The sequence below is a fragment of the Halalkalibacter krulwichiae genome (genome assembly GCF_002109385.1).
GTDB lineage: Bacteria > Bacillota > Bacilli > Bacillales > Bacillaceae_D > Halalkalibacter > Halalkalibacter krulwichiae.
In genome coordinates, this window is record NZ_CP020814.1 from 1,583,850 (window position 1) to 1,600,333 (window position 16,484).

The 16,484-nt window shown below is 39.3% G+C and carries 12 protein-coding genes and 3 pseudogenes; 14 read left to right on the forward strand and 1 reads right to left on the reverse strand.

Annotation, left to right across the window (positions count from 1 at the left end; all coding sequences use genetic code 11):
* Window positions 1-237 precede the first annotated feature (237 nt).
* From BkAM31D_RS08070 to BkAM31D_RS24215, 5 genes and pseudogenes are all read left to right on the forward strand, one after another.
* Window positions 238-522, forward strand: coding sequence for a hypothetical protein (locus tag BkAM31D_RS08070; protein ID WP_066152156.1), 285 nt, complete (start codon window positions 238-240; stop codon window positions 520-522).
* 308 nt (window positions 523-830) lie between these two features.
* The gene (locus BkAM31D_RS08075) at window positions 831-1,841 is read left to right on the forward strand and encodes a TRAP transporter substrate-binding protein (RefSeq protein WP_066152151.1); all 1,011 of its coding nucleotides are present in this window, start codon (window positions 831-833) and stop codon (window positions 1,839-1,841) included.
* Window positions 1,842-1,859: 18 nt separating this feature from the next.
* Window positions 1,860-2,351, forward strand: coding sequence for a TRAP transporter small permease (locus tag BkAM31D_RS08080; protein WP_066152149.1), 492 nt, complete (start codon window positions 1,860-1,862; stop codon window positions 2,349-2,351).
* Between the two features lie 15 nt (window positions 2,352-2,366).
* Window positions 2,367-3,640: pseudogene (locus tag BkAM31D_RS08085) on the forward strand (TRAP transporter large permease).
* A 518-nt stretch (window positions 3,641-4,158) separates the two neighbouring features.
* A pseudogene (locus BkAM31D_RS24215) lies at window positions 4,159-5,229 on the forward strand (acyltransferase family protein).
* Between the two features lie 36 nt (window positions 5,230-5,265).
* Here the strand turns inward: BkAM31D_RS24215 and BkAM31D_RS08100 are convergent.
* Window positions 5,266-5,856, reverse strand: coding sequence for a TetR/AcrR family transcriptional regulator (locus BkAM31D_RS08100; RefSeq protein ID WP_066152135.1), 591 nt, complete (start codon window positions 5,854-5,856; stop codon window positions 5,266-5,268).
* 183 nt (window positions 5,857-6,039) lie between these two features.
* Here BkAM31D_RS08100 and BkAM31D_RS08105 point away from each other — a divergent pair, with 183 nt between their 5' ends.
* From BkAM31D_RS08105 to BkAM31D_RS08145, 9 genes and pseudogenes are all read left to right on the forward strand, one after another.
* Window positions 6,040-7,533, forward strand: a complete 1,494-nt coding sequence (locus BkAM31D_RS08105) for an aldehyde dehydrogenase family protein (RefSeq protein WP_066152133.1) — start codon at window positions 6,040-6,042, stop codon at window positions 7,531-7,533.
* A gap of 71 nt (window positions 7,534-7,604) precedes the next feature.
* Window positions 7,605-8,675 carry an AMP-binding protein gene (locus BkAM31D_RS08110; protein ID WP_085449758.1) on the forward strand — a complete coding sequence of 357 codons (1,071 nt, stop codon included), beginning with the start codon at window positions 7,605-7,607 and terminating at the stop codon, window positions 8,673-8,675.
* A complete protein-coding gene (locus tag BkAM31D_RS08115; RefSeq protein ID WP_085449759.1) occupies window positions 8,660-9,190 on the forward strand; it encodes an AMP-binding enzyme in 531 nt (176 codons plus the stop codon). Before BkAM31D_RS08110 ends, BkAM31D_RS08115 begins: the two co-directional genes overlap by 16 nt.
* A gap of 24 nt (window positions 9,191-9,214) precedes the next feature.
* Window positions 9,215-10,801 (forward strand): ATP-dependent acyl-CoA ligase, encoded by a 1,587-nt coding sequence (locus BkAM31D_RS08120; protein ID WP_066152128.1) that lies wholly within the window; start codon window positions 9,215-9,217, stop codon window positions 10,799-10,801.
* Window positions 10,802-10,831: 30 nt separating this feature from the next.
* Window positions 10,832-12,004 carry a thiolase C-terminal domain-containing protein gene (locus BkAM31D_RS08125; RefSeq protein ID WP_066152125.1) on the forward strand — a complete coding sequence of 391 codons (1,173 nt, stop codon included), beginning with the start codon at window positions 10,832-10,834 and terminating at the stop codon, window positions 12,002-12,004.
* Window positions 12,004-12,405 carry a Zn-ribbon domain-containing OB-fold protein gene (locus BkAM31D_RS08130; RefSeq protein ID WP_066152122.1) on the forward strand — a complete coding sequence of 134 codons (402 nt, stop codon included), beginning with the start codon at window positions 12,004-12,006 and terminating at the stop codon, window positions 12,403-12,405. The genes BkAM31D_RS08125 and BkAM31D_RS08130 overlap by 1 nt, the downstream gene beginning before the upstream one ends.
* Before the next feature lie 54 nt (window positions 12,406-12,459).
* Window positions 12,460-13,512: a zinc-dependent alcohol dehydrogenase family protein gene (locus BkAM31D_RS08135; protein ID WP_066152119.1), complete on the forward strand. Its 1,053-nt coding sequence runs from the start codon at window positions 12,460-12,462 to the stop codon at window positions 13,510-13,512.
* Between the two features lie 371 nt (window positions 13,513-13,883).
* A pseudogene (gene lipP1 / locus BkAM31D_RS08140) lies at window positions 13,884-14,737 on the forward strand (LipP1 family hormone-sensitive lipase).
* 77 nt (window positions 14,738-14,814) lie between these two features.
* Window positions 14,815-16,452 (forward strand): flavin-containing monooxygenase, encoded by a 1,638-nt coding sequence (locus BkAM31D_RS08145; protein WP_066152109.1) that lies wholly within the window; start codon window positions 14,815-14,817, stop codon window positions 16,450-16,452.
* The last annotated feature ends 32 nt before the right edge of the window (window positions 16,453-16,484 follow it).

The window sequence follows — 16,484 nt, forward strand, 5'->3', positions numbered from 1 at the left end:
TTGCGTAAAGTAGGATCTTTGTTGGAATAGCATATTTTATCATTAAAAAAATTTTAATAAAACTTAGCGTTGATCCAATTAAGGGTTAGCGCTTTTTATCAGTTCTTCAAACATGTATCTCTATCCTGAACAGAATTGAGAAGGGATGACCCTCACAGAGAGGTTTACATGCAAACATACATAATATATACACCTCTTTGAGCAAACTACTACAAAAGAAACAAGAGGTGAGAGAAGATGGAAACCTACAATCAGACAGCTTTTCCACGAGGGTTAACAGGAGATGATCCGATGGTGTTGAAAAATGCGCATGAATCTTATGACCTTTTTGTAAATGAGCAATACATAGGGAAGAAAGAGCTAACAACTCCTGAAGATAACATGAATCATGTCGTAGATTTTCTACACGCCCAAGGAATTGACGATGTATCAACACAATTGAAGGGGGACCATTTTAAGGTAAATACAAACGATGAAGAACGTGTCGTAAAGGTATTAAAGGCATATTTGCAAAATAATTAATTGAATCAGGATGAATTCGAAAGATCCAAGTGCAAAAGCTGCATTTGGATCTTTCGAATTCAGATGGTGATTCAATAATTTACACTAAAAACAGTAAGAAAAAATCAATTTGTCAATTTTCGAATAATATTGACATTTGAAGCGTTTTTATTTATTATCAAATTAGTGAAAGTGTTTCCCTAATATAGTAATAGGTGTTTAAGAATTCAGTCTCTTTATTCGTTCGATTTGTAACCGATTACAATGAAGTTCCCTGAATCATTTATTATATTGGGAAAAGAAAATAATGAAAAAATGGGGGAAGAAAGATGAAAAAAAACAAAGCTCTTTTTACTGTATTATTTGTGTCAATGCTCCTTCTACTCGCTGCATGTGGCGGCAATGAAGGTGCTCAGTCTGACGGAATATCAGATGAGCAAACGTATAACTTCCGGGTTTCGTTAGTAACTCCACCATCCCATGGTTGGACAGTAACAGCGGAGAAATTTAATGAAGAACTTCAAGCACGTTCTGATGGTCGTATGAGTGCAGAAGTATTTCCAAGTGAACAACTTGGTTCTGAAGCTGATATGGTTCAACAAATGGAAATAGGATCACTAGATTTTGGTTTTATTACAAATGCCTACATGAGTACTAGATCTGAATCTTTAAATGCGTGGTTTATGCCGTTTTTATTTGAAAATTTAGAAGAGGCAAGCCAAGTTCGTCAATCAGAAGAAGCAAAGCAAATGTTAGCTGAGCTTGAGTCGCAAGGACTTGTTGGATTAGACTTCAGTTTTGCTGGAGAGCGTCATGTATTAATGAAGAGTGGTGCAATTGAAGATCCATCTGATTTAGCTGGTAAGAAATTACGTATCATTGGTAATCCAGTTATGCAAGAATTTTGGACTGGTTTAGGAGTTAGTCCTACACCGATGCCGCTTGGGGAAGTTTATTCATCACTACAAACAGGTGTTATTGATGGAATTGATATTGATTTAGATGCTCTTGTTTCTTTAAATCTGCAAGAGATTGCTGATGATTTAACATTAACAAAGCATATGGCATTCCCATCAGTTGTTGTAATGAGTCAAGAAGTGTTCAATTCACTATCAGCTGAAGACCAAGAAATTGTAAAAGAAGCGATGCAGGCGGCAGTTGATTGGGGAGTTGAAGATGCGATTCAACGTGAGGAAAGCAACCTTGCAAAATTACAAGATGCTGGCTTAACAATTATTGATAATGTTGATACAAGTGCTTTTACATCTGTACAAGAAGATATCTATTCTAAATATAGCAGCAATGAAATCATTAATAGTTTCATAGAAAGCAATCAGTAAGACGATAGGGGCGTAGTAGTGACTTTAACTAACTTTTTCGGAAAATTAAGTGATGCTATCCATAAGGTAGAAAAGTTGATAGTTATGATCTTAATAGTTGCAATGTTTTTAGCACTTACAGCTGGTGTATTTTTCCGTTATTATCTAAACAGCCCCTTATTCTGGAGTGACGAGTTTGCTATTTTCACTTTGGTTTGGTTAACCTTTTTGGGTGGAAGTATAGGTATTAAACGGCAGCAAACAGCTGCCGTAACCATTTTAGTAGATAAATTGAATGAAAAGAGTCGAAAGATCATTGCAAGTATAGGTTTTGTGATTATTTTATTATTTTGTTTGTTTATCGTTTACTATTCTTATATTTGGTTAAGTTCACCAAATATCGTATTACAAAAATCTAATTCGATGCAGCTTCCGATGATTTACCCTTATTTAAGTGTTCCAATAGGCTTTATCTTTATGAGTTTACACTCGGTGCATTTATTTTTGTTAAGTCTAAAGGAAACTTTATAAGGGGAGGGGTTCACGATGTTAATCGCTTTGTTTGTGTTTATCGTTCTATTATTGTTACGTATACCTATAGCAATTGTTTTAGGAATAACAAGTATTTCTTATATCGTCATTAGTGGGAGTTTAGGACTTTTAAATACGGTTCCACAACGGTTATATTCTGGTTTAGAAAGCTACGGACTGTTAGCGATTCCTTTGTTCATGCTTGCTGGGGAATTAATGAACTCAGGGGGATTACAAAGCGTCTCGTTCGTTTTGCCAAAGTGTTATTTGGGCACTATCGAGCTGGGTTAGCATATGTAAATGTTGTCGCGAATATGTTTCTAGCTTCAATCATTGGTTCAGCCACAGCGCAAATAGCTATGATGAGTAAAGTCATGGTTCCATCAATGGAAGAAGAAGGATACAAGCGATCTTTTGCAGCTGCAACGACTTCTGCTGCTGCACTACTTGGACCAATTATTCCACCAAGTATGTTGTTTATCATTTACGGTGTACAATCAGGAACATCGATTGGGACGATGTTCTTAGCTGGGATTATGCCAGGGATTCTCTTAGGACTTTCTTTTATTCTACTAATCATGTATATCGGTTATCGTCAAAAGTTACCTAAATCTGAGAAAGAGCCTTTGAAAAATGTTTTTGAAGCTTCTTTCAAAATCATACCTGCTTTAATGGTTCCTGGAATCATTATTGTAGGGATCATTAGCGGAGTGTTTACTCCTACTGAATCAGCGGCGATTGCATGCTTACTTGCAATCATTGTTGGATTCTTCCTATATCGAGATTTGAAAATCAAAGACGTTCCTGACATTTTAGTGAATACAGCGATGACAACTGCGACAGTGACACTGCTAATTGCAATGGCGAATATTTTCGGATGGGTATTAACATTTGAGGGAATTCCGCAAATGTTAGCGAAAACCATGACAGGTATCACGGATAGTCCACTATTGTTCCTTTTATTAACGAATCTATTATTACTATTAATAGGGACGGTAATTGATGGAATCGCAGCATTAATCATCTTGGTTCCGATCTTCTTACCGATGATTAATATGTACGGCATTGATCCTGTTCACTTTGGGATTATCATTTGTATCAACTTAACGATTGGATTGTTAACACCACCAGTAGGAGCAGGTCTATTCATTGCTTCTTCGGTTGGTCAAGTGAAGATTGAAGCTTTAACGAAAGCAATCTTCCCATTTTTAATTGTTTCGTTTATTGTCTTACTGATCATTACCATTTGGCCAGAGATCGTATTATGGATTCCGAATATGGTGAGATAAATTTTTTACAATTAAGAAGCTGGGACGTTTTCTCTATCCATTATTGGATGAGAAATTGCCTTTTTAATGAAAATTAAACTTCAGACTGTAGACAAAGGCCTTTGAGTTTCGTTTCTCAAAGGCCTTTTTACGCTATTTCTCCTATTTCTTTTGATCGTTGAAGAGTAGGGAATTTCTATCTTTCCGCTCAACAAAGCGGACGGGATGGGAGGGCCGACTCCTGCAGGAGGGAAGGGCAGGTTGAAATCCACCGGCGCAGCCGGTTAGTTCAACGCCCGCCTGCGGAAAGCGTGCCCCCATCCCGGGAGCGAGGTCGAAGCTCCTTTTCAAGTCTACCGGCATACTCTGTTTGCCATCATATCATACCCAAAAAATGCCATTTATTATTGAGATTTTTTATAAAGGATTGGTAATACGCACCTGAAAAGGGTGCTTTTTTTCATTGAGAAAAAGAATGAGATCGAAGAGAATAGGAGGATGTGTGAATATAGAAGGGCGTTGATAACGTGACAAAAGAAATGAAAGAAGTGTATTGGCTTCGAGTCATAGCTTGTTTGAGTGTTGTCCTTACTCACGCGGTGAGCAGAGTCATAACAGACTTCTCTTTATCAGGGGATATTCGAGTTGGGTATCGGACGTTGCAAATGCTATTGCTTTACGGTACACCAATGTTTGTCCTTATTTCAACGATTGTAATGACGCATGCATATCAAGATAAAATACCAAAAGGGTTTCTCATAAAGAGAGTGAAATATATTTTCATTCCATATATCGTTATGTCACTATTCTATGCTGGCGACAAGTACTATCGGTTTAACTGGTCGTTAGCTGATTTGGTTACAGAATTTGGATACAATCTCATTGGTCAGTGGCATGGTTACTTCGTATTAATCATTTTTTAGTTTTACTTGTTGCATCTATTATTTGTAAAATACATGAAGCGATTTAAAGCCGCTCAAGTCCTTACGGCTAGTTTTGTCATTAGCGCAGGATACTGGGTGTGTTTGTATTTTTATTTCATTGATTTCGTGAATCATTCGAGTTACTTAACACTGTTCTTTTCTAGAATTTTGTTCTTTGGTTGGCTCTTTTATTACGTTGTCGCTTATTATTGTGGAAGAAACTATGAACGTTTTAAACAATTCCTCCATAACAATTGGATGTTGATTGTGATCGGGACGGCTGTATCACTTGGAGTGGTCCAATATATTTATCATTCAGGACTGTTAACGAGAGTGACATCAGCTCGTTTTGATTTAATTCCGTATACGGTATTTTTCTTTTTCCTTTCCTTCTACCTTGTTTCAAAAGTGAAACAGACTCCGAAGTGGGTAGTTACTATTAGTGAATATTCATTTGGAATTTATTTGCTTCATCCTTTTGTTCAAACTGTATTTAGTAGGAGGTTAGCGATTACAAGCATGACGGAAATTCAATATGTAATTGTCCAGTTGTTAGCTGGGATCGTAATACCGATTGTGATGATTTACTTTGTGTCTAAATGGAGATATGGTACTTTTATAGTTGGAAAATCAGGTGGTAGGAAGAAGAAAGTAACGGATCGTTATGAGCAGTCAAGGGCTGCGTAGGTTTGACAGGTGCACTAGCACTTGTCGAATTATAGTCTAACTTTTAATGTAAACCTTCTTTGTATAGAAAGTCGCGATTTTAACTATTTGTTCAGCCATATACGTTTTTGGATGGTTAAAGTCGTTTTGGATCCACTCGAGGATGAGCCCTATCATTCCGCTGACGCGATATGTATAAAAAAGTTCAATATTAATGTCTGTATCAATGTCATTTGCCTGGAAGTCAATATCTTCTCTAAAGTGTTTCTTCATGGACTCAATTAATTGGTCTCTGAAATTATGGGTAATATGAGAGCCTAGCATCACTTGATAAAATTGTTTGTACTCGATAAAGTGGTCAAATAAAGGAATGGTAGAAAGCTCTAATATATTTACTTCCGTATCAGAGTTCAAATAGCAGTGACGAAATGCTTTGCGTAGTTCAACAAAGACATCTTCAATCATCTCTTCTAATAAATCTTCTTTTTGCTCGTAGTGAAAATAAAATGTACCACGATTAAATTCAGCTTCTCTCACGATTTCGGTTATGGTAATTTCGTCAAAGGGTTTCTTCTGTAGCAAAGTTAAAAGAATTTTCTTGAAAATCTTTTTAGATCGTATGGCTTTCTTTTGAGTCGTTTGATTCATTGTAAGCTTTCCACCTTTTCTAAATAAAATAGTTTCTATTATACAATATGTGAGAAAGTGTTAAGTTTTGTACAATTATTAATATTTTGATTATTGGAAACGGTTACAATGATGACTATAATAACTTTACATACAATTATTTGCCTGAACGTATTGCTTTAATTATAAAAGGGGGTCTTCAGTATGTCCACATTAATTGCATTAAATTCAAAGGCAGTCGAGTTTACTTCCAAACCTTTAAAAATGTTAATAGGTGGTAGATGGGTAGATGCAATGTCAGGTAAAAGAACGGAAATAAGAAATCCGGCAACAGGTGAGTTAATTACTACAGCGGCAGAAGGTGATAAAGAGGATGTAGATTTGGCAGTTGCAGCGGCACGAAGAGCATTTGAAGAAGGTCCTTGGCCTAAAATGAAGCCAAATGAAAGAGCAAGGCTCATTTTAAAACTTGCAGATTTAATTGAAGCAAATGCGGAAGAATTGGCACATTTGGATACGCTTGATTATGGTCAACCGGTTTCTCTTACGACTGGCTTTGCAGCAGCAGCAGCTGATAATTTCCGTTATTATGCAGGATGGGCAACGAAAATAACAGGAGAAACAATTCCTTCTTCAACCCCTGGAAACATCTTTAACTATACGATTCGTGAACCAATTGGCGTTTGTGCAGGGATTGTTCCGTGGAATGCACCGTTAATGAATGCAATTATGAAAATTTCAGCACCATTGGCAGTTGGAAATACAGTCATTGTCAAACCTTCTGAAGAGACCCCGATTAGCTTGCTGCGTTTTGCTGAATTAGTCCAAGAAGCAGGGTTCCCAGATGGAGTCGTTAATATTGTCACTGGCTATGGAGCGACTGTCGGTGCAGCGCTTGCCTCACATACCGATGTCGACAAAATTGCGTTTACTGGTTCTACTGTTGTTGGGAAAGAAATCATCCAGAATAGTGCGGTTAACATTAAAAAAGTAACACTTGAGTTAGGTGGGAAATCTGCTCATATTATATTTGATGATGCCGACTATGAAACAGCTCTAGCAAATGCTGCCAATTCAATCTTTTTCAACTCTGGTCAAGTGTGTTTTGCCGGATCTCGATTATATGTTGAAAAAGGCATTTATGATCGTTTCTTAGCTGACTTAGCTGAATACTCGAAAAATTACCGTGTAGGAAATGGCTTTGACAAGGATACGGTTATCGGGCCTCTTATTTCATCTAAACAGAAACAACGAGTCCTTCATTATTTGGATATTGGCCAACAGGAAGGAGCAGAGATGATAATTGGCGGTGATGCTAAAGAGGCAAATCTAGCAAATGGACATTTTGTTAAGCCGACGGTAATGGCTAATGTTCATAATGACATGACGATTGCGAAAGAGGAAATCTTTGGTCCTGTCGTTTCTGCTATGCCGTTTGATGATATTGATGAAGTGATTAAACAAGCGAACAATACGGTTTATGGTTTAGGTGGAGGGATATGTACAACGGATCTTCGGAAAGCACATAAAGTAGCTCACGCATTACGAACTGGAAATGTATGGGTCAATACGTACAATATCACAGAGCCGGGCTCACCGTTTGGAGGTTACAAACAAAGTGGGTTGGGGAGAGAAAATGGGGCTGCATCCATTGATATGTATACAGAAATTAAAAACATCTGGATTAACTTAGGTTAATAGAAGCTGCCTCAGGTTAGCTCTTCATGCTTACCTGGGGTGGAATGATTTGATAAGTATAGGAGGAGCAGATGTATAACGGAATTGAAACTTTCGGAGAAGTTGTTAAGCACCGTGCGCGTTCTCATCCAAATAAACGATTCATAAAGTTTGAAAACGATACATTAACGTATGATGAGTACCATCGTGGTGGCAACCAAGCAGCTCATATGATTTCAGCTTTAGGACTTAAAAAAGGTGACACATGTGCGGTGATGCTGCCAAATAGCTCGGAATTTTTAGTTACCTGGTTAGGTTTGGCAAGAATCGGTGTGATTGAGGTTCCAATTAACGTTGCATATAAAGGAGATTTGCTTACCTATATTTTAAACAAAGCAACTTGTCAGGCTATTGTTATTTCCTCTAAATGGGTAGAGAGGATTAAGGATATCGCGGATGATCTAACACATCTTTCACACGTAATCGTTGTAGGAGAAAAAGTAGTAGAGAGACATACGAGATTTAATTGGTATTGTTTTAATGATTTACTCACACAAGCACAGGAATGCGACATAAAGGTAGAAATCACGCCTAATGATCCGTCTTTAATACTTTTTACCTCAGGAACAACAGGGCCTTCAAAAGGAGTGGTGCTGAGCCATCACGCTAATTTTAACCTAGCTCAAACCGCTTGTGACTTAATGCATTATGGTCCTGATGATCGCCTTTTTACGGTTTTCCCATTATTTCATGTCAATGCGCGTTATACGACGGTACTTGTTGCATTGCTTGCTGGTTGTGACGTTGTCATGCATGATCGCTTCTCTGCATCAAAATTTTGGGATATTTGTCGAAAGGAAGGAATTACTTGCTTCAATTATATGGGATCACTTCTGACCATTTTAATGAAGCAACCGAAACGAGCCAATGATGGCGACAATCCTGTCAGAATGGTTCAAGGTGCCCCTGCTCCAATTGAGATTTTTGATGAGTTTCAATCTAGATTTAATGTGAAAATAACAGAAGCGTATGGATCAACAGAAGTTGGCTTAACGATGATTAATCGTGCAGAATCATTTCGAAAAGGCTCTTGTGGGAAAGCGGTTAATTGTTATGAAGTAGAAATACATGATGAAGAGGGTCGTCCATGTCCACCGGGGTAGCAGGAGAAATTGTCATTCGACCAAAGGAGCCTGCCATCATGTTCTCTGGCTACTATGGTATGGCTGATGAAACTGTGAAATCTTGGCAAAACCTTTGGTTCCACACAGGGGATAGTGGATACATGGATCAAGATGGTTATTTTTATTTCGTTGATCGAAAAAAAGATGTCGTTCGGAGAAGGGGCGAGAATATCTCATCCTATGAAATTGAAAGTGTAATCAATAAACATCCGAAAATTCTTGAAGCTGCAGTCATTGGGGTGCCATCTGATTTAACGGAGGAAGAAGTACTAGCTGTTGTCCATTTGAAGGAGGAAGAGGAACTACATCCTGAAGAAATACTAGAGTTTTGCCAGTCTCGAATGGCGCATTTCGCAATTCCTCGGTATATTCGCTTTGTAAAAGAGCTGCCAAGAACACCGTCTCAACGAGTCGAAAAGTATAAATTAAGGAAAGCTGGGATCACTGTAGACACATGGGATCGTGAAATTACCGGATATAAAGTGACCCGATAGACAGGCGAACAATGGAGGGAGACTATGTATACAGGTCCACAGACATTTGGGGAAATCGTAGAGCACAGGGCAAAATTAAGACCGTATGATCGATTTATCCGATTTTTGGACGATGAGTTGACCTATGGTGAATATCATCAACAGGGGAACCAGGTAGCTAATGCAGCATTGTCTTTAGGGTTACGTAAAGGCGATTCTTGTGCTGTAATGCTGCCAAATAGTAGGGAATTTTTAATTACATGGTTAGGGCTTGCTCGAATAGGGGCAATTGAAGTTCCTATTAATACAGGTTTTCGAGGAGATCTTTTAGCTTACATTCTCAACCAAGCAAGATGTCAATCAATAGTCATACAATCTGATTGGATAGAGCGCATTAACGATCTTGCCAATCAGCTACAGTATTTAAAGCAAGTCATAGTAGTCGGGGCACTTCCTGAACAGAAGTCGAATCTCTTTACTTGGTATTCTTTTGAACAGCTTATCTCTCAAGCAAGCGATCATAGGATAGAGGCGTCAATTCAAGCAAATGATCCATCTCTCATCCTGTTCACGTCAGGAACGACCGGTCCGTCCAAGGGAGTCGTTCTGACTCATAGTGCAAATTTTAGTTTGGCACATACTGCTTGTGAAGTAATGGAGTATAAACGTGAAGATCGATTATTTACGGTCTTTCCATTGTTTCATGTTAATGCACGTTATACAACGGTTCTTGTTGCGCTGCTTGTTGGCTGTGACGTTGTGATGCATGACCGCTTTTCGGCTTCGAAATTTTGGGATATTTGCCGTAAGGAGGGCATTACGGCCTTTAACTTTATGGGGTCAATGCTAACAATATTAATGAAGCAGAAGCAACAAGCAAATGATGACGATCATTCTGTTCGTAAGGCATATGGAGCACCTACACCTATAGAAATTTATGAAGACTTCAAGCAACGTTTTCAGGTCGAAATCACGGAAGTATATGGGTCAACCGAGTTAGGAACAGTAGCAGCTAACCCTGCTAAGCAGTTTCGTAAAGGGGCTTGTGGAAAAATCCTCCCAATCTATGAAGTTGAAATTCATGATGAAAACAATCAGCCGTGCCCAGTTGGGAAAAGTGGCGAGATTGTTGTCCGTCCGAAAAAACCAGGAATCATGTTTACCGATTACTATGGTAACGCCGAAGCGACGATAAAAGCATGGCAAGATCTATGGTTTCATACCGGCGATACGGGGCGTCTAGATGAGGACGGTTATCTTTATTTTATTGATCGAAAGAAAGATGTTGTCCGTAGGCGTGGTGAAAATATTTCATCCTACGAAGTCGAGCGCGTGATTAACGATCACCCGCAAGTGTTAGAAGCAGCTATTATTGGAGTTCCTTCAGAGCTATCGGAAGAGGAAGTTCTTGCTGCTGTGATTGTAAAAGAAGGTGAAAAGCTGTCTCCTGAAAATTTATTAAATTTCTGCCAGTCCCGAATGGCTCATTTTGCTATTCCACGCTATATCCGCTTTGTAAAGAGCTTGCCAAGGACACCATCACAACGAGTGGAAAAATACAAACTGCGTACAGAGGGAATTACAGATGATACATGGGACCGGGAGCAAATAGGCTTTCAAGTTAAACGATAACATTTGATCATTACATGAAAAAGGAGACAAATGATGGCGTCATTAACAGGAAAGGTAGCAATTGTCGGTGCTGCGGACACGGAAGTTGGCTTCGTTCCTCATCTATCAGCTACACAGCTATGTATTGATGCAGCCTTAAGAGCATTAGAAGACGCTGGTATTAGTAAGGATGAAGTCGATGGACTGATAACGTGTAATTCGATGGCTGAACCAATTCTTTATCACGCAGAAGCCATCGCGGAGTATTTGCAAATATTTCCGAAATATTGCATGAGTGTTGGTACAGGAGGAGGAACGACCTTTTCTGCTCTTCATCATGCAGCTTCTGCGATTGCAACGGGAATTTGCGATACAGTTTTGATTACTATGGCAGACAGCTTGCGCAGTGGGCTTACAAAAGAACAGACAATGGCCATGCAAGCGTCGACCGGACACAGAGAGTTTGAACTACCATATGGTCCAACGGTACCTGCCTATTATGCACTCATCGCAAAAGCGCATATGGAACAATATGGAACAACTCCAGAGCAATTGGCGAGAGTTTCAGTCACGGCTCGAAAACATGCCCATTTAAATCAGAATGCCCAAATGAGAGATCTGATTACAGTGGAAGATGTCATCCAATCACGGTTCATTGCAGAGCCTTTACATCTTTTAGATTGTTCTCTTATATCAGATGGGGGGGCTGCCGTAATCCTTACATCCGCAGAACGGGCTGTTCATTTTCCACATCATCCTGTTTACATTCTTGGAGTCGGGGAGGGGCATGGGCATGAGCACATTAGTCAGGCGCGCAGCCTTACAACGTCAGCGGCTGTTGAATCAGGACAGCGTGCCTACAAAATGGCAGGTCTACGTCCAAAGGATATCGACTTTGCAGAGTTATATGATTGCTTTACTCCAACCGTCTTAATCGAGCTTGAAGACCTTGGTTTTTGTGAGAAAGGAGAGGCAGGAGCTTTTGTGGAAAGTGGTGAAATTGAACTCGGTGGTTCCTTACCCGTTAATACTCATGGGGGTCTCCTTGCTCATTGTCACCCAGGCAATCCTGGCTCAATGTTCGCATTAACTGAAGCGGTCACCCAGCTTCGTCATCAAGCTGGAATCAGACAAGTACCGAGAGCGGAAGTAGCTCTGGTCCATGGGCAAGGTGGGATTATGTCAAGTCATACAACCCTTATTCTTGGTCGGGAGGTAGGATAATGCAAGGAAAAATTACTCCAAAGCCGACCGTAGAGACAGCTCCTTATTGGGAGGCTTGTCGCAACCATGAACTTCTTATCCAGCAATGCTCTACTTGTCATCATTTTCAATTTTATCCGCGATTGATGTGTACAAAATGCACGAATAGAAAAATGCAGTGGAAAAGGGCTACTGGTCATGGAACTGTGAAGAGCTTTACAATTGTTCATCGCGCAATATCAAAGGTCTATCAAATGGAAGCTCCTTATGTTGTTGCATTAATTCAACTAGAGGAAGGCCCAACGATGATGAGCAACATTATAAAATGTAATTTACAAGCGGTTGAAATCGGTATGAAGGTCAAAGTTGAATTTGAGACTTGGTCCGAATCGATGACCGTTCCACAATTTACACCCGTTTAGCTAAGCTTAATTTCAGATTCACCTTTTTAAAAATCGATTTTGAGGAGGAATATCATGAAAGCGCTTGTTTTAACGGAGTTTGGCAAGAAGATGGAGGTACAAGAAGTTGAGAAACCATCATTGACGGATACTGGGGTCGTGATACGTGTTGAAGCGAATGGTATTTGTAGAAGTGACTGGCATTTTATGATGGGAGATTGGGATTGGATTGGCTTACAAATGGAACTGCCACATGTATTTGGACATGAATTTGCAGGTGTTGTGGAGGAAGTAGGAAATCAAGTGACTAAATTTAAAAAAGGCGACCGAATCGTAGTTCCTCATGCACATGGTGAAGGAACATGTGAATACTGCTTAACAGGTCATTCAAATATTTGCGATCACGGCAGTGTCGCCGGGACAACGTATTGGGGAGGCTACGGCAGATATGTAAATGTTCCAGATGCTGATCGCAATGCCGTTCATTTACCTGACAGTGTTAGTTTTGAAGCAGGTGCAGCTTTAGGTTGTAGGTTTATGACAGCTTTTCACGGGCTAGTCGATCAAGCAAAAGTGAAGCCGGGTGAATGGGTTGCTATCCATGGAAGCGGTGGTCTTGGGCTTTCACTCGCACATATCGCAAAAGCAATTGGTGCGAAAGTAATCGCTGTAGATATTAATGATGAAGCGTTAAAACTAGCAAAAGAATTCGGAGCCGATATTACAATTAATGGTCGTGAAACAGATGCTGTTCAAGAAATCATTAATATTACGAACGGCGGCGCTCACGTTGCTGTTGATGCACTTGGAATAGCATTAACTTGCCAAAATGCAGTAAATTCTTTACGGAAAAGAGGGAGACATCTTCAACTAGGCCTGACATCGAAGGATGAGAAAGGCAAGGTTGAATTACCAATCGACCTAATTGTTGTAAAAGAGCTTGAAGTTATTGGCTCAGCAAATATGCCTGTCTCTCGCTTCCCTGATATGATGCGCATGGTTGAAAGCGGATTGTTACAACCTGAAAAAATGATTACGAAAACAGTTGGATTGGTAGAAGCGGCAGATATTCTTTATGATATGGCGGAATTTAAGACACCTGGTATTACTGTGTTGAATAAATGGTGAGATGAGAGTGAACCCCTACTGGAATGTAGGGGTTTTTTAGGTTGTCTCATCCTCTGATCAAGGAGTATGAAGGTCAGGAAACTAACTGCCGAAATGTAACCATTCATCGATGTTTTTTAATAGTTAACCAGAGACGGATAATATTCAAATCATATGTCTATCAAATCACACTCTTTAGAGGGGAGAGCCTACTCTTAAATGGGAATATTTAAATAATTCAGAAAAGTGTACCATTAATTTAGATAGAAAATATGATTTGAAAAGAGAGGATGAGTTGTATGTCTAATTTAACTCCAGAAGCAAAAGCCTATTTACAAGTTTTTAATCAAATGCCTGCAATTCAATCTATGAATCCGAAAGAAGTAAGAGAAATGTTCGCTGATGCTCCTCCTGTTGAGGTATATTTGGCACCACTGGCAAGCGTTGAAGACCGGTTCATTTCTGTTGATAAGGATGAGGAAATAAAAATAAGAATTTATACGCCAGAAGGGGAAGGGCCTTTTCCACTTTTTGTTTACTATCATGGCGGTGGCTGGGTTTTAGGAGATATTGAGACATCTGATGCAAGCTGCAGAATGATTGCAAATCAAACAGGTACGATCGTTGTGTCGGTTGATTATCGACTCTCTCCTGAATATAAATTTCCTATTCCAATGCAAGATTCATATGCTGCCTTACAATGGGTGAGTGAAAATGCTGAACTCTTAAATGGAAACGCTTCCAAAATTATAGTAGGTGGAGATAGCGCTGGGGGAATCTCGCAACCGCTGTTTCTATGATCGCAAGAGATCAAAATGGACCAAACATTTCGGCGCAGGTGCTCATTTATCCGGTGACTGATTTGGGTTATGATACAGCGTCTTATGAGGAATTTCAACAAGGGTATGGGTTAGATAAAGATCTCATGATTTGGTTTGGAAGTCATTATATTAGAGACGAATCAGATCGAAAAAACGAATTTGTAGCACCTCTATTAGCGAAAGATCTAAGTAATCTTCCTCAAGCATTAGTCATTACAGCAGAATGTGATGTCTTAAGAGATGAAGGATTAGCTTATGCAAAAAGGTTAAGAGACGAAGGTGTTAACGTTGATTCCATTTGTGAAAAAGGATTAGTTCATGGCTATTTTACAAATATGGAAGTTTTTCCAGATAGAATTAAGAATACTACATTAAAAATTGATCAGTTTTTGACTGGAGCCGACCACAAAGTGAAAAATTCTTAAAGATTTTTTTCGCTTATCTCGATGTTTAATAGGTTGTTTGTTTTAACACTTTAATTTTAAGAGAGGAGTGTTCGAATATGAACCAAAAAAAAGAGGTCGTTCACTTAGACGCAGTTGTTGTAGGAGCAGGATTTTCGGGGTTATACATGCTTTACCGATTGCGAGAAGCTGGATTTAGTACGAGAGTTTTCGAAGCGGCTGATGGTGTAGGTGGGGTATGGCATAAAAATCGTTATCCTGGAGCACGCTGTGACAATGAAAGCATTGATTATAGTTTTACATTCTCTGAGGAACTTTTTAAAGAATGGAATTGGTCTGAAAAATTTTCAAAGCAGTCAGAAATCCTAGAGTATCTAAACTATGTAGCTGATAAATTTGATTTGCGTCGTGATATCCAGCTCAACACTCGAATTATTTCAGCGCATTATAACGAAGAAGATAATAGGTGGACGATTCAAACGAATGAAGGAAGTACACTAAGTGCTAAATATTTTATTTCAGGAGTAGGATGCCTTTCTACCGCTAATGTACCTAAGTTTAAAGGTTTAGATCGTTTTGAAGGTAAATGGTACCATACTGGAAACTGGCCAAAAGAACAGGTGAGTTTGAAGGGGAAACGAGTGGGGGTTATAGGTACCGGTTCCACGGGAATTCAAGTCATTCCAGCCATCGCCCCTGAAGTAGACCATCTTACTGTTTTTCAACGTACAGCACAATACAGTGTACCATCAAGAAACCATGCATATGACCCTGAGTATGTAAGACAAGTGAAGGACAACTTCAATGAATTTAAGCGTAAGAGGAGATATTCTTTTGGTGGGTTCCCAAATGACATAGAAGCTAGGCCTTCAGCATTAGAAGATACTCCAGAAGAGCGAGATCATTTATACGAGGCTGCTTGGCAAAAAGGTGGAGTTAGTAGCTTCTTCCTTGAAACCTATCAGGATTTAACAGCAAACGAAGATGCTAATGAAACATTGTCAGTATTTATCCGTAATAAAATTAAAAATATCGTCCACGATCCAGAAACTGCAGAGAAACTATCACCAACTTACTATTATGGCACGAAACGACCGATTCAGGATACAAATTATTATGAAACCTACAACCGTGATAATGTTAGCTTAGTAGATGTCAAGGCAAACCCGATTATGGAGATTACACCAAAAGGGATTCGTACAACTGATGGGGAGTATGAACTTGATATTATCATATTTGCTACCGGTTATGATGCAATGACAGGGTCACTATTTAAAATTGACATTCGAGGAAAAGATAACGTGACACTTAAAGAAAAATGGGAGAATGGGGAGCAAACAAAAACCTATCTTGGAATAGCAACTTCTGGTTTTCCTAATATGTTTATGATTACTGGTCCTGAAAGCCCTTCTGTATTAAGTAATGTACCTACTTCTATTGAACAACATGTGGAATGGATTACAGATTGTATTGAGTACCTAAGAGACAACGATATTGAAATCCTTGAGGCAAAAGAAGATGCTGAGGAGGCATGGAGCAAGCACTGTCGGGAAGTAGCTGAAGCCACCCTTTTTACGAAGACGGATTCTTGGTATACAGGTGCGAATGTCCCTGGTAAACCACGAAGATTCCTTATTTACCTTGGTGGAGTTGGCCCGTACCGTGAAAAATGTAGCGAAATAGCATTCAAGGGATATGAAGGATTCTCGTTGCAGTCCACAATGGAAAAAGCCTGATTCTTTTTAACAATATTATGAAAGCGCTTTAA